The 13734-nt window shown below is 45.8% G+C and carries 14 protein-coding genes and 4 tRNA genes; 10 read left to right on the forward strand and 8 right to left on the reverse strand.

Annotation, left to right across the window (positions count from 1 at the left end):
* The first annotated feature begins 74 nt into the window (after window positions 1–74).
* Window positions 75–236, forward strand: a complete 162-nt coding sequence (locus tag RYZ26_RS17990; RefSeq protein WP_317684642.1) for a fumarylacetoacetate hydrolase family protein — start codon at window positions 75–77, stop codon at window positions 234–236.
* A 114-nt stretch (window positions 237–350) separates the two neighbouring features.
* Here the strand turns inward: RYZ26_RS17990 and RYZ26_RS17995 are convergent, their stop codons facing one another.
* The 4 genes from RYZ26_RS17995 to RYZ26_RS18010 all read right to left on the reverse strand — a co-directional run bounded on the left by RYZ26_RS17995 (window position 351) and on the right by RYZ26_RS18010 (window position 5197).
* Window positions 351–1040: a DUF2290 domain-containing protein gene (locus tag RYZ26_RS17995; RefSeq protein ID WP_317684643.1), complete on the reverse strand. Its 690-nt coding sequence runs from the start codon at window positions 1038–1040 to the stop codon at window positions 351–353.
* Window positions 1033–3183 (reverse strand): DEAD/DEAH box helicase, encoded by a 2151-nt coding sequence (locus tag RYZ26_RS18000; RefSeq protein ID WP_317684644.1) that lies wholly within the window; start codon window positions 3181–3183, stop codon window positions 1033–1035. Before RYZ26_RS18000 ends, RYZ26_RS17995 begins: the two co-directional genes overlap by 8 nt.
* Before the next feature lie 196 nt (window positions 3184–3379).
* A complete protein-coding gene (glnA, locus tag RYZ26_RS18005; RefSeq protein WP_317684645.1) occupies window positions 3380–4801 on the reverse strand; it encodes a type I glutamate--ammonia ligase in 1422 nt (473 codons plus the stop codon).
* A gap of 57 nt (window positions 4802–4858) precedes the next feature.
* Window positions 4859–5197, reverse strand: coding sequence for a P-II family nitrogen regulator (locus tag RYZ26_RS18010; protein ID WP_317684646.1), 339 nt, complete (start codon window positions 5195–5197; stop codon window positions 4859–4861).
* A 534-nt stretch (window positions 5198–5731) separates the two neighbouring features.
* On the opposite strand from RYZ26_RS18010, the gene RYZ26_RS18015 reads away from it, so the two are divergent.
* A complete protein-coding gene (locus RYZ26_RS18015) occupies window positions 5732–6103 on the forward strand; it encodes a hypothetical protein (RefSeq protein WP_317684647.1) in 372 nt (123 codons plus the stop codon).
* On the opposite strand, the gene RYZ26_RS18020 is transcribed toward RYZ26_RS18015, so the two are convergent.
* Window positions 6100–6303 carry a hypothetical protein gene (locus RYZ26_RS18020; RefSeq protein ID WP_317684648.1) on the reverse strand — a complete coding sequence of 68 codons (204 nt, stop codon included), beginning with the start codon at window positions 6301–6303 and terminating at the stop codon, window positions 6100–6102. The two genes, RYZ26_RS18015 and RYZ26_RS18020, sit on opposite strands and share 4 nt — an antisense overlap.
* A gap of 82 nt (window positions 6304–6385) precedes the next feature.
* Here RYZ26_RS18020 and RYZ26_RS18025 point away from each other — a divergent pair, with 82 nt between their 5' ends.
* Window positions 6386–6709 (forward strand): hypothetical protein, encoded by a 324-nt coding sequence (locus tag RYZ26_RS18025; protein ID WP_317684649.1) that lies wholly within the window; start codon window positions 6386–6388, stop codon window positions 6707–6709.
* 102 nt (window positions 6710–6811) lie between these two features.
* Entirely contained in the window at window positions 6812–7828 is a 1017-nt protein-coding gene (locus RYZ26_RS18030) for a hypothetical protein (protein ID WP_317684650.1), read from the forward strand.
* Between the two features lie 4 nt (window positions 7829–7832).
* On the opposite strand, the gene RYZ26_RS18035 is transcribed toward RYZ26_RS18030, so the two are convergent.
* On the reverse strand, window positions 7833–8450 hold the full coding sequence (locus RYZ26_RS18035) for a phosphatase PAP2 family protein (RefSeq protein ID WP_317684651.1): 618 nt from the start codon (window positions 8448–8450) through the stop codon (window positions 7833–7835).
* A gap of 182 nt (window positions 8451–8632) precedes the next feature.
* Here RYZ26_RS18035 and RYZ26_RS18040 point away from each other — a divergent pair, with 182 nt between their 5' ends.
* From RYZ26_RS18040 to RYZ26_RS18050, 3 genes are all read left to right on the forward strand, one after another.
* Complete coding sequence (locus tag RYZ26_RS18040) at window positions 8633–9715, forward strand: hypothetical protein (RefSeq protein ID WP_317684652.1); 1083 nt, start codon at window positions 8633–8635, stop codon at window positions 9713–9715.
* A gap of 83 nt (window positions 9716–9798) precedes the next feature.
* Entirely contained in the window at window positions 9799–10950 is a 1152-nt protein-coding gene (locus tag RYZ26_RS18045) for an aminotransferase (RefSeq protein WP_317684653.1), read from the forward strand.
* Window positions 10951–11018: 68 nt separating this feature from the next.
* A tRNA-His gene (locus tag RYZ26_RS18050) sits at window positions 11019–11095 on the forward strand.
* A gap of 68 nt (window positions 11096–11163) precedes the next feature.
* Here RYZ26_RS18050 and RYZ26_RS18055 read toward each other — a convergent pair.
* Window positions 11164–11352, reverse strand: a complete 189-nt coding sequence (locus tag RYZ26_RS18055; protein ID WP_317684654.1) for a hypothetical protein — start codon at window positions 11350–11352, stop codon at window positions 11164–11166.
* 317 nt (window positions 11353–11669) lie between these two features.
* Between RYZ26_RS18055 and RYZ26_RS18060 the strand changes: the two genes are divergently transcribed.
* The 3 genes from RYZ26_RS18060 to RYZ26_RS18070 all read left to right on the forward strand — a co-directional run bounded on the left by RYZ26_RS18060 (window position 11670) and on the right by RYZ26_RS18070 (window position 12008).
* Window positions 11670–11754: transfer RNA gene (locus RYZ26_RS18060), tRNA-Tyr, on the forward strand.
* A 39-nt stretch (window positions 11755–11793) separates the two neighbouring features.
* Window positions 11794–11870: transfer RNA gene (locus RYZ26_RS18065), tRNA-Asp, on the forward strand.
* Between the two features lie 61 nt (window positions 11871–11931).
* Window positions 11932–12008: transfer RNA gene (locus tag RYZ26_RS18070), tRNA-Asp, on the forward strand.
* Between the two features lie 48 nt (window positions 12009–12056).
* Here the strand turns inward: RYZ26_RS18070 and RYZ26_RS18075 are convergent.
* Window positions 12057–13538: a protein adenylyltransferase SelO gene (locus RYZ26_RS18075; RefSeq protein WP_317684655.1), complete on the reverse strand. Its 1482-nt coding sequence runs from the start codon at window positions 13536–13538 to the stop codon at window positions 12057–12059.
* Window positions 13539–13734: the final 196 nt, after the last annotated feature.

Raw genomic sequence — 13734 nt, forward strand, 5'->3', positions numbered from 1 at the left:
ATAACGCCAAAACAGAAATTGCTGCAGTCAATCCAAAGGGCTGCATAACTGTCTACTTCTGAAGCCCCCTAAAAATGGGGGTATTACCCTACCTCAGCCGCTACTTCACCCTGGATGCAGGTGACATGATCTTCATGGGCACGCCGGGCCGCACCAAGGCGCTGGACATCGGCGATGTGGTTGCGGTGACGATTGACGGGGTTGGGACGTTGAGCAATGAGGTGGGAAGGGAGTGAGGCGGTGTAATTAGGTAGCTGTCCCTAGAATTTAAGGATTGGTGGTGGGGGCGGATGAAATGGGGCTTTGAGATGTGTGCTCAGACAAGTTTCGTAGGATTTAATCTCTTTGTGTCAAGCGATATGGAATAGGTTTTTTTCTTTTTCTGAGAAAAGGTTATCATCAACTACACGGCACTTATTGCGTTTTTCATTAACCAGTGCTTCGTCTAGTTCGTTGAGGTATTCCGAGTTTTCGTCTTCTTTTAAAGACCAGTAGTCTGGGTAATAGTGTTTTACGATCAAACTAGTGAATGCGTATGGTGTTAGAACCTTGGAAACAGGCCAACGATTATTTGCGTGGAAACCGATGTGAAGGTGTGAGCTTGGATGCGCTAATTCTTGGTATTGTTTTTCTGAATAATCATAGCGCAATACAGGTTTACCTATTTGTGGAGCCTTCTCGGCCAATTCTTGTAGGTATTCTTCCATTGAAATCAGCTCATAATGGAAATCGTTTTCAAGTTCGGTTATTTCTTCCGTCACCCCTTCTGAGAACGGATTCGGGTAATAGGCGTAACGTAAATTGCCTCTATCTAGCGAGAATTGAAAATAGGAAAGGTCATCAAGATTAAAATTGTAATGCTTTAGGCGGCTTCCAGTGCAGAAAACGTCTACATAGGTTGATTCGGGATTGAGAGTGGCTTTCCTAAATTCCTTATTTACGCTCAACAAGTAAGCGCAGCAGGAAGTATAACCAAGGTTAAGCTCGTTGACGAGTTTCCAAGATTTCCTAATTCCCGCTGCGCAATCATCTTTATTCATCTTTCACCTGCATAGCAGTGAGTGCAGCCAAAATTTCATCATCACTAAACCCTTCAGCCTTCATTTCATTGATATAGCTTTCTCTTATTTGTCTCAGTTTTTTAGCTCTATCGCTTAGATCGTTCTGGATTGTTGCGATATCATCAGGGTGTGGCACTTGGAATTTTAAAATAGGGAATTCAGCTAGCGTCTTATTGATTTCTTCGCTAAATTCTTGTGCTCGTTTACCAATACCGGAAACCCTTAACCAAGCTTTAGTTCTGGTTAAAGCAGCAAACAATCTGTTCCGATATGAAATCGACTTCCTGCCCATATGATCAATGCCACATGCTATAACGACAGCGCTTTCATTGCCTTTGGCTCTGTATACCGTAGTGAGTGTTACCATGTTTTCAATGGTAAATGGCGGTTCAGAATAAGGGTCAGCGATAATATTGTTACAATTGATCCCAAGCTCAAATAACCGACTTGAAATCGCTCTAAAATATGCTTTCGCATTTCGGTCGTCCAAAGCAATGATCATTATATCTTCAGGTTTTAGGCCTCCATTGAGAAACTTTTGTACTTCGGAGCATATCCATTGCAATTCTTGATCGAAATTTTGAGCAACATACGTGTCGATAGTCTTTTCGTTTTCGACAGTGGGTAATGCAAGAGGGCTGTTCTCTTCTGGGCGTAATGCTTGAACTTGGTCTCCAACCGTATATTCTTCTGGTTCAACTTCATAGCCGACGTAACGCCAATGGTCTGCATCCTCTAGCATTTGAACGATATTCGGACCTTTGAAACCAAATCCAATTGAGTGTGCGACAAGTAAGACTTCTCGTTGATTACGATAACACTTGCTTAGAATAATGTCATTTGTAGTTCCTTCAGGCAGGAAGGCATGAGCGCGTTCCAGGTCAATTCTAGGATTACCGTCTGCGTCGTCTCCGAAAAGCTCTTTTGGTGTTCTGATTTTGACATTTAGGATGTTCTGCAATTCATCATATGCCCAAATAATGCTTTTCTTATCACGAGTTCCTTTAGCCATGAAAAAGGTCAACTCGTAAAAACCTGAAGGAAAGTCCTGCCCTTCATCAATAAGAATGTAATCGTAATATGGAGTGACTAAATCTTTCTGAATGAGGTCACGACAAGCGAAGTCAAATGGGTCTTGATGAATGTCAGCACCATTTCTAGCTGCTGAAAGGGACATGGGCATTAGATTAGCGCGGTGGCAAGCGTCAGTATATGCACCGGGGACCCGTTTACCCCCCCAGCCGTGTCTAACTTGTACTTTTTCCCAATCGGGGTCTTCGTCTTTATAATGTCTGTAGAAGCGAGAGATCAGGTTTCTAAGGAGGGTACTTAGGCTTTTGGTGTAGAATGTAACGAGAATTTTTGCATCTGGATGTGTAAGGTGGATATGTGCGGCTTTCATTGCAAGAATAATGGTTTTACCAGAGCCAGCGAGGCCTCTAATTCTCTGTGGGCCCTGAACAAGTGATAAAGCAGTTATTCTTTGCTTTTGGTCAAAGTTAGCAATACCAGCTTCCAATTCCGATAAGGCGGCCGCATATTTTTCTTGTCGCGGGTCTGAGATGGTTCGTTTTTGAGGTTTTGCGAGTGCTTTGGCACCTTCAACGATGGATCTAATCTCTGAAAAATCTTCGTCAGAAAGATTCGATTTATCAATTGCTTCAAGAGAAAACCTAAAGCTATCGTAAGATTGTGCAATCTCACATTCTGGAGAATAATCATCCATCCCGTTTTCATCGCAGAATAGAATGGGGGTGACATCAAATTTAAGAAGGGCTCTTTTGGCCTTCAAGCGAGCGCTTTTAAGTAGGCGCCCGATGAGGATGCTACAGAAGCTATCTAGTGAAGTGTCAACTTCTTCAACCAGATTCGCGCCTTTTCTGAATAAGTCATTTTGTGTGACAAATCTAATTGCCACAATGCCGTGGATAGGTGAGACAATCATAAAGTCTGGTTTATGTAATATTGATTCGTAGTCCGCATATGAAGGGAAGTCGTAGTATATTACAGAATTGGAAAGGTCGAGTTCTTTAAAGTTTTCGTTGATAAAATCAACAAACTGTCGTCCATCTGGGTCCTGAGCAAATCGTTCAGTTGCAATGATGATTTCAGGTTTAGCCATAATTTTTCCCCTTGCGAATACGATGGACACGATATCGAATTTGGCAGGGGATTACCAATATCTATTTGTTATATTTGCCAATATTTTGCTCTTTGCAAAAAAAAATGAGTTCTACTGTCTCCAAAGAATTATCTTGCAAACAAAAACCCCGCCAGCAAGCTGACGGGGTTTTTTAGATCGTATGTAACTGTGCGGGTTACGCAGAGTAGTACATTTTGAACTCGATCGGGTGAGGAGCGTGTTCGAAGTTGTAGACTTCTTCCCACTTGAGCTCCAGGTAACCGTCGATCATGTCGTCGTCCATGACGCCGCCTTTTTTGAGGAACTCACGGTCCGCATCCAGAGCGTCCAGAGCTTCACGCAGGGAACCGGCAACTGTAGGAACTTCTGCCAGTTCTTCAGCAGGAAGGTCGTACAGGTTTTTGTCCATAGCATCGCCTGGGTGGATTTTGTTCTGGATACCGTCAAGGCCCGCCATCATCATGGCAGTGAATGCCAGGTATGGGTTAGCTGTTGCATCCGGGAAACGGATCTCAACGCGCTTGCCTTTAGGTGAAGGCGAGAATGGGATACGGCAGGAAGCAGAACGGTTACGTGCAGAGTAAGCCAGCAGTACTGGTGCTTCGAAGCCCGGGATCAAACGCTTGTAAGAGTTTGTAGAGGGGTTTGTGAAAGCGTTCAGTGCTTTAGCGTGCTTGATGATACCACCGATGTAGTATAGGCACATGTCAGACAGGTCAGCATAGCCGTTACCCGCAAACAGAGGCTTGCCGTCTTTCCAGATAGACTGGTGCGTGTGCATGCCAGAACCGTTATCGCCAGCGATTGGCTTCGGCATGAATGTCGCTGTTTTACCGAAACCATGGGCAACCATGTGTACGATGTATTTGTAAGCCTGTACGTTGTCAGCTTGCTCGATCAGTGTACCGAACATCATGCCGAGTTCGTGCTGGGAAGGGGCAACTTCGTGGTGGTGCTTGTCCATTGGCAGACCCATCTCTTTAGCGATGGTTACCATTTCAGCACGCAGGTCTTGTGCAGAGTCAACTGGTGGTACTGGGAAGTAGCCGCCTTTAACGCCTGGACGGTGACCCGTGTTGCCTTCGTCGAACTCTTTACCAGTCACGTAAGGACCTTCTTCAGAGTCGATTTTGAAGCCAGTGTCGTTCATTTCGTTTGTGTATTTAACGTCGTCAAATACGAAGAACTCAGGCTCTGCACCGAAGTAAGCAGTGTCACCAATGCCAGCAGATTCCATGTAAGCCAAAGCTTTTTTAGCGATGGAACGTGGGTCACGGTTGTAAGGTGTACCTGTAGAAGGCTCGTAAATGTCGCAGTTAACGATCAGGCAAGGCTGCGCAGAGAACGGATCGATAACAGCAGAAGTTGGATCAGGGATCAACGCCATGTCTGATTCGTTAATGTCTTTCCAGCCTTCGATGGAAGAACCGTCAAACATGATACCGTCTTCGAAGTCGCCTTCAGACAGGACGTCAGCACACATTGTCAGGTGCTGCCACTTACCACGTGGGTCAGTGAAACGCAGGTCAATGTAGTCGATTTCGTTTTCTTTACAGACTTTGAAGATATCTGCAGGAGTTTTGCAATCCAAGGGCATAATTGTTCCCTTCCCTTACTTACTTGGTTGTGAAAAAAGTGATTGTGTTGAAGGTGTTTAAACAGCTTCAGAACCGGTTTCCCCGGTACGGATGCGAATAGCTTCTTCAACGCTGGAGATGAAAATTTTACCGTCACCGATACGTCCTGTGTGGGCCGCCTGTTGAATGGCTTCAACGGCGCCTTCCACCATCGCATCGTCAACGACAAGTTCGATTTTTACTTTCGGCAAAAAGTCCACGACATATTCAGCGCCGCGGTACAGTTCGGTATGACCTTTCTGACGGCCAAAGCCTTTGGCTTCGACAACCGTGATGCCCTGCAGCCCCACTTCGTGGAGTGCTTCTTTTACTTCGTCCAGTTTGAACGGTTTGATGATGGCTTCGATTTTTTTCATCAGTGGAGCCTCTTGCTATTAGTTTCTAACTTCCCAAATGAACCCGAACATCAACATCTATAGCTGCTTGCTCGTTTCACCCTGCCTATAAAGCATGGATCGTGCCAAAAATCGAAAAAAGGAAAAACGCAGGAAAAATCAGGAGTCGTCTGCACGGAATATTAAAATTGCCTCTTATATAGTCAAAATGACTGCACAAAATTTAATCAACTGATTAAAAAATATGCTCCACGAGTGATTTTTTGCTTTTTTGTCCTGGCCCCTTTTCGGTCATTTTGGTTTTTCGCGGCCCATCGTAGACCTTCTGCTGTCAGATAAAAACTCAAAAAAGAAAAAAACGACCGGGCTTAATTTAAGGCACTGAAATATAACTATAAATTATAAACGGCTTTTATCTGTTCTTCAGGGGTGCAAAGGGCAGGGCAGGCGACTCGGATGCGAATTTGGGCGAAGTCGGGTTGCATCTTGTGAGGCAAATGAATAGAAACAAGGCAGTAGAAATTTTCTGTGCCCATGTCTTGGGCGGTGAGGGTGATGATGGATCATAAAGCAAAATTCGAAAGTCTGGCCGATGAGGGCGGGGCGCTTTTATCTCTCTTCCTGTTTGGCTGGGTCGATAATAAGGGCAATGGCGGGGACTATGGCTTAAATGTCGGTCCGGCGGAAAACACGTTTACCACGCTGATCAACACCACTTATATGTTCCAGCCCTTTCCGAATTTCATCCTGCAATGCCGCCCGTTTGAAATGAACAAGGCGCAGTTTGACTATCTGCAGGACAACGATCTGGATACGGAAGAATTTTTGATGACGCTTGGGGATCTGCCAGACGTTGCCTACCAGATTGACCTGTCCAAACATAAAGATGCAGCTTGCGCGCTTTCCATGTTGAAGCAGCTTCTTTAGTCCGCACTATATTTAAGCCCCAGAAGGCCCGCGGTTTTACGCAGATGGTTTTGATCCATCAGGGTGGGCAGCTGGATGCCGAACTCATAGATATTGGCTTTAACGTGGGTCACCTTCAGCCCCTTGCTTTGGGCTTCTTTAAGAAACGCGTCTGTCTGGTCCGGTTTAATGGCGACTTTGCCGAAGGAAAGATAATCCATAAGCCCTGTTCGAATCCTTTTTTGTGAATGATCTGAACATGATAGAGTTTGAAAAAACAAACATACTATAAGGTGAAAAATAATGTCAGCGCAACATATCGAACGCAGCAGACTGAAACTGCAGCTGGATAAAACCATCCGCGAGCTGAATAAAGAAATCATCAACCCGGAAATCCCGGAACTGAAACTGACTGACCTGGAACCCGTCCTGAAATTGGTCGCCAGAACCCGTGCGGCGTACCTGAAAGAACTGCTGCAAGTGACACAAGCCGCAGGTGAAGAACTGCCGAGCCCCGAACAACTGCGCCAATTTGCGCATTATCGCGAAACCTACGAAGAACTCCTCAAAGGTTCTCAGGCTTTAGAGGCTGCCATTGATCGTGGGTATCTGGATGTGCTGAGTTAACACTCCTCAAAAGCTGTTTTAGAAAACATTTCCCGTTCAAATTAGATCACTTAGCGCATGATAATTAGGAATTATCGATGCTAGTTGAGATGTTTGGGGTCAATGCTTAGAAAAGAAACACTGCTGGCTTTAGGATATTGCCTGCTTTCCCTGCTGACATCTATTGGGGCGGCGTATCATGAAGGGACGCTTCTTGACCCGGTAAAGATAAGTTATCAGGGAAGAGACCTTGTCTTGCATCCCTATATCCATAATTTCTCCACCCTGATTGATTTTGCTTTATTAAATCCCCTTGCGATCTTTTTCATTTTACGTGCGCGCCGTCATCGCGTGACTGTTTCGGAAAAAGTATCTAAATCCCTTGGGGTCAGCACCTATCATTATATCGGGATCAGTATCCTTTGTGCTTTATTGGCTTTCATGGCGATGCGGTTTTATGTCGGCGGTTTTTTGGTTGGTGACTATTTCTCTGAAACCATTGGATTGGGCCCGGACAATAAGCCTTTTATTACCATTACAGGATGGATCGTCTTCACCTGGACTTGGCTTTTCATTGCCGTTCTTTTCTGGGGATGTGCCGAACAGGGCATACATGTCTTTGATATCGTGCGTTGGAATAAAGATGACATCCAATATCACCCTTTTGATTCAGACGAAGCAGGCGGTCAGAAGTTCCTGATGGTTCCGTCGCTGCATTTCACCTATGCCATGATTTCTGTCCTGATGATCTTTGTCGTCTTTTATGTACAAGACAGTGTTGCCCAGATTGAGGAAAGCAACCGCCTGTGGGGCTTTGGCATCTATCTTTTGATCGTTGGGCCGCTCTTTTCCATTCCGTTCATGAAAATTCATCGACTGATGTACGCGCACCGAAAGCAAATTTTAAAAAAAGCCTACGATGTACTTGATCCAAAAGATGAAAAAAGCGCTGATGACCCTGTAAATCATTATCTGAAAGTGGCGGAAAGATATAAGGCGCTGGCAGAAAGCCTGCCAGTCTGGCCATTAAGCTGGAAGAATTACGGCCTTCCTGTTGCCTCACTTGTTTCCGCATCTGTGCCGATTATCAAGAAGATGGGGATCAGCCTGTTGCCAATGATGAAAACACTTGTGGGCTGAGACCTTAATGCACCATCTGGTAAATTTCAAAAACACCCCAACCCAGTACGGCACCTGCGGGAAGATCAATCCAGTAATGCTGCTTGGTAAATAAGGTGCTGATCGCAATTAACACCGGGAAAGCAAAGGCGATGACACTATATTGCCCAACCGCGCTGACCAAGTTTTGATCCAGATGTAACGCACATAGCATGGCGACAGACACATGCATGCTTGGAAAGCTGTTTGTCGAACTGTCAAACTTATGAACAAAGGCGAGAAAACGGGTGTGAATGTTTTCCGTAGTTGAATATTCCCGCCAGTGTTTTGGCGTGGAAACAGGCAGAATGAAAAAGAAAAACAGCTGAAAAACAAGCAACAGCAGGAAGCTGAAAACCGTATAGTTAAACTTTTCAAAGCTATCGATTGTCAGAACAACCAGAATGATCACAGGATAATATAAGCCAGAATAAATCCAGACCCATTGCGGCATGAACGGGATTTTATCATCTAAACGTGACGAAAATTCAATTGCCTGACGGATCGGGCGACGTTGTGGAAAGAAGTAAAACTGGTATCCCCCAACAATTAACACCACGGCCATGAGCACATTGATGATGTAATCAAACATCTCAACCAGCATCGATAATTCCTAATTATAATACAAAAAGACAAGCTTAAGGTGAAACACCTTAATTTAGCTCTCTTTAGGATGCAATTTGAAATTTTGGATTTTCAGTGTAAATGATTAAGGGTTGATTTTTATAAGTTGTATAACCGACGAATTATTAGTTTTGTACTCTAGGGTAGTTTATGTGAGGTGCTATGAGTTTTTTTAGTGAAAATGAAACGAAGATTGAAGCTTTTTTTCGTCATTTGCCTTCGGAAGACGAGGATTCAAATGTTGTTTTGTTGAAAGATTATTTTAATCATATTTCAGCGGAGCCTGATTTATATGATCAAAGGGCGAAGCTGATAATTGAATGGCGGGGACGTAAATTTTTAGAATTGGTTTCGAGGCCTGCATCAAGTGAAAGTGTTTTGACTGCTTTAAGGTTTTTCGGTTATGTGGCTCATGAACGACATCTTCGCACTGGTAATTTTCTAGTAGGAACAGAAGATCAGTTATTAGATTTTTTTGATGAGCACAATCAAAGACTGTCAGTTGAAGAGCGGCAAGAAATATCGAGAACTTTGCGTAGGCTGATTTTGGAAATAGCCAGAGAAACATATTCGGCTGCAGATCAAAAACGTCAAGCCGCTGATAAAGCAATAGAAACAGAAACTAACAAAATACGTGAAGGTCTGTTAAGGCAAATTCAGCATACAGAAGGCGCTGCAAATAAATTATCCGACAAAATTGAAAATTGGGAAGAGTATTTGGATGCCCACCAAGATAGACTCAATGATGTGAAATCTACCTATAATTTTGTTGGTTTATCAAAAGGTTTCAATGATATTGAAACATCCAAACGGGCAGGAAGAAAGTGGTTGCTGGGTTTTCTCATAGCAATGGGGCTGGTTACTATTGCTGTGCCATTAATTGGGATTTTTATAAAGCTGCAATTCGGGCTTCAATTGCAGTGGATTGGTATATTTGATGGTGCGTTGGAAATGGCTGCATTGTTACTACCAATCGAAGTTATCTGTATCTATTATTTCCGTATCTTGTTGAAAAATTATTTGTCAATGTCTGCACAAATTGTGCAGCTTGAGTTGCGTCAGGCGCTATGTGCTTTCATCCAAAGTTACGTAGAGTACAAAAAAGAGCTCGGTAATGATATTAGTATTGATAAATTTGAAGAGATGATCTTTAGCGGCATAACGATGGAACCGGGGCAGATACCGCAGACGTTTGATGGCCTGGAAAAATTTGCAGGTGCAATAAATGCTTTGAAAGCTAAGTGATCAATACCCACTAATCCCTAATGACAGGTCTCGCTTACATCCGTTAAGATCGCTTCAAACATAGATAACGGAGCCTTCAAAGAATGACAAACAACATCCTTTCTGAATACGGAACCACCATCTTCACCACCATGTCAGCACTTGCTGTCGAGCATGACAGTATCAATCTGGGGCAGGGGTTTCCGGATGTGGATGGGCCTGAAGAGATCAGGGAGGTGGCGGCCAAGGCGTTGATTGACGGGCCGAACCAGTATCCGCCGATGATGGGGATACCTGAACTGCGCAAGGCTGTGGCAGCGGCGAATAAGCGGTTTTATGGGCTGGATGTGGACTGGCAGACAGAGGTTATGGTGACCTCCGGGGCGACGGAAGCCCTGAACGATTGTTTTATGGGCTTGCTGAACCCGGGTGATGAAGTGGTTTTGATTGAACCGCTTTATGATTCTTACCTTCCCATCATCCGCCATATCGGCGCGATCCCGAAGCTTGTGCGGGTTGAGCCGCCCCATTGGGAATTGCCGCGCGACGAGTTGGAAGCGGCATTTTCTGAGAAAACTAAAATGCTGGTGCTGAATTCCCCCATGAACCCGGCGGGTAAGGTGTTTGACAAGGATGAGCTTTCTTTCCTTGCCGGGCTGGTCGAAAAATATGATGCCTATGCGGTCTGTGATGAGGTGTATGAACATCTGGTCTTTGACGGTCTGCAACATCACCCGCTCATGACCCTGCCCAATATGCGCGAACGTTGCGCGCGGATTGGCTCTGCGGGCAAGACATTTTCGCTGACGGGCTGGAAGATCGGCTATATCACCGCTGCGCCTGCACTGATGAGCGCCATTGCCAAGGCCCATCAGTTTGTGACCTTTACCACGCCACCGAACCTGCAAAAAGCCATCGCCCATGGGCTGAATTTTGAGGATAGTTATTATGAGACCTTTACCCAGGACATGCAGGCGCAGCGTGACATTCTGGCAAAGGGTTTGAAAGAAGTTGGTTTCAAGGTGCTGGACAGTCAGGGAACGTATTTTCTGACTTGCGATTTCTCCCCGCTTGGCTTTGAAGGGGATGACGCGGATTTTTGTCGTTACATTACGGAAAAGGCCGGGGTGACGGCAGTGCCGACCGGGGCCTTTTATCAATCTGGCGGACCGAGCCATTTTGTGCGTTTTTGCTTCTGTAAACAGCCAGCATTGCTGGAAGAAGCGATCCGTCGCCTGAAAGCACATTTTTTATGAGTCATTTTTTTGAAATAGTGGGTTGACGATGTGAAGTGTGTGGCGTAAATAAGCGCCCACACGCGATGGCGATTGTAGCTCAGTTGGTTAGAGCACTGGTTTGTGGTACCAGATGTCGGGGGTTCGAATCCCCTCAATCGCCCCATGTAAGAAAAGCCCCTCGGTTTATGCGGTGACGCAAGGCCGGGGGGCTTTTAGTTTGTGGACGATCATCTAGTCATTATTCGCGACGATTTCTTCAACCTGGGCAAGGGCAGCGGAATCTTCTATTCCGTCCATGGCGGCCAGCATCATGGCGGCGGCGGTTGTGGCCTCTTTTTTATCGTCCGGTGCACCTATGCCCCGGGAATGGGCTTCTTCCAGGGCTTCGTCAAAAATATCCAATACAGCTGCGGCATCCATCAGGAGTCTCCCATCGCAGGTAGATGTTGTACACAGGGTTTATGTTTGTATACACACATAAACCTTCAAGTTTCATTTTGAAGAAAATATATCAATTTTGTTATTTTGGTCGAATGCGCATCGCTAGGAGAGCCTTGATCCGTTGTATGAAGGAGAAATACACAGGTTGGTGTGAGAAAAAACGGCGCTGGAAGCCGCTGAAAACAATAGAAAATGATAAATCTGTAAAAAAAATGAAAAATCCTATTGCGCAAGGTTGGGGGCACTGTTATAACCCCGCCCACACCACGACATACCGTGGGTGAAGGGGTCTCGTTGGAGGGATGCCTGAGCGGCTAAAAGGGGCGGACTGTAAATCCGCTGGCTACGCCTACGTTGGTTCGAATCCAACTCCCTCCACCACTCATCACCAACAGTTTGTCCGGTATAGAATATGAAGATGGGGGTGTAGCTCAGTTGGTTAGAGCGTCGGCCTGTCACGCCGAAGGCCGCGGGTTCGAGTCCCGTCACTCTCGCCACTTCATTTTCGATGACCAAAACAGCATATTGTGGTGACAGATAATATGTTGATCCCATTGTGGGGGTGTAGCTCAGTTGGTTAGAGCGTCGGCCTGTCACGCCGAAGGCCGCGGGTTCGAGTCCCGTCACTCTCGCCATTTAAAAAAGCCTAGCGATTAAGTTCGCTGGGTTTTTTTGTTGTTTTCTTATGTACCGCAGAAGGTGTGTTTTATCGCTTCATCTTCTGTTGGCGGCTGTTGATAGTCAGCAAGGCCATCGCGCAGATGATAAGGTTGTTTGATCACGTCCAGCAGGGCATGGAGCAGGGATAAATCGCCATTGCGTTCCGCGCTATAAAGCGCTTCTTCAACTTTGTGATTGCGCGGGATGTAGACCGGATTGCTTTGTTTCATCAGCTCGCGCGCAGCCTTATCGCTCAGGCTGTCCTGTTCTTTGCGTGTGCTGTAAACCTGATACCAGCTAGAGAATCGATCTGACTGATAGATAGGATCATTGCTGACTGTTGCTTCGGTTAGATCGGTGAAGGTGTTGGTGTAATCAACCGACGTATCTTCCATCCAGTCCAGCAGGCCGTTCACAAGGGCTTTGTCGTCCTCTTGAACATCGCCCAAACCCAGTTTACCCGTCATCATTTTCAGCCAGGTGGCGTCGAATTTGTCACCAAAGCTCATCAGAAGCTTTTCGGCTTTCTCAATCGCCTTGTCTTCATCCTCATGAAACAGGGGTAGAAGTGTTTCGGCAAAACGAGTCAGGTTCCAATGGGCCATCTTCGACTGATTGGAAAAGGCGTAGCGGCCATAGCGATCAATGGAGCTGAAGACTTTGTCTGCCGAATAATGATCCATAAAGGCGCAGGGGCCGTAATCAATCGTATCACCGCAGATCAGCATGTTATCCGTATTCATCACCCCATGAATAAAGCCCACACGCATCCAGTTGGTGATCAGCTTGATTTGACGATCCATCACTTCTTCCAGCAGCTTGAGGTATTTATCCTGGCTTTCGGAGAGGTGAGGGTAGTGGCGGGTGATGACGTAATCAGCAAGGGCGCGGGCCGATTGTTCATCTTTTAAGGCCTGCAGATACTGAAAGGTCCCGACACGGATATGGCTGGTCGCAACGCGCGTGAGAACGGCACCGGGTAGCATTTCATTGCGGATCACCGGGTCCCCCGTTGTGGTGACCGCAAGGCTGCGGGTGGTGAGGATGTTAAGGGCGTGCAGGGCTTCGCTGATGATATATTCACGCAGCATGGGACCAAGGGCTGCCTTGCCATCGCCGGAGCGCGAATAAGGCGTGCGCCCGGAGCCTTTAAACTGAATATCAACGCGCTTGCCCGCAGGCGTGACATGTTCACCCAGCAAATGCGCACGACCATCGCCTAAGTTCGTGAATCCGCCAAACTGATGACCTGCGTATGATTGGGAAATCACCTGTGTGCCCTCAGGTGTGATATTGCCGGAAAACAGGCCTTCCAGAACCTCTTTCGGGGTGCGGGAAATTGATAGTCCCAGTTCTTCTGCCAAAGCTTCATTCAACACAATCAGATAGGGCGCAGTGGCCTCTTCCGGCTTTGTGCGGCTGTAGAGGGTTTTTGGGAGCGTTTGATAGCTGTTGTCAAAATTGAAACCGATATTCAGCGCGTCTGTATCTGGTTGGTCCAGCATTGGTTATCCTTAGAGGCAATGGGATTGGTTGTTTGCTTAGAATGAATATAAATAACTGAGTAAAATGATCAAGTTTGTTTTGTGCATGGTATTATGCAGGGTTTGGTTTTTCAAAGTATGAATAAGATTAAAATCTCTTATGTTCTTTTTTTATTCTTGATTTTTCGGTGTATTTCAGCTATGTAGGAAAATAGTC

Source organism: Terasakiella sediminum (assembly GCF_033100395.1).
Lineage (GTDB): Bacteria > Pseudomonadota > Alphaproteobacteria > Rhodospirillales > Terasakiellaceae > Terasakiella.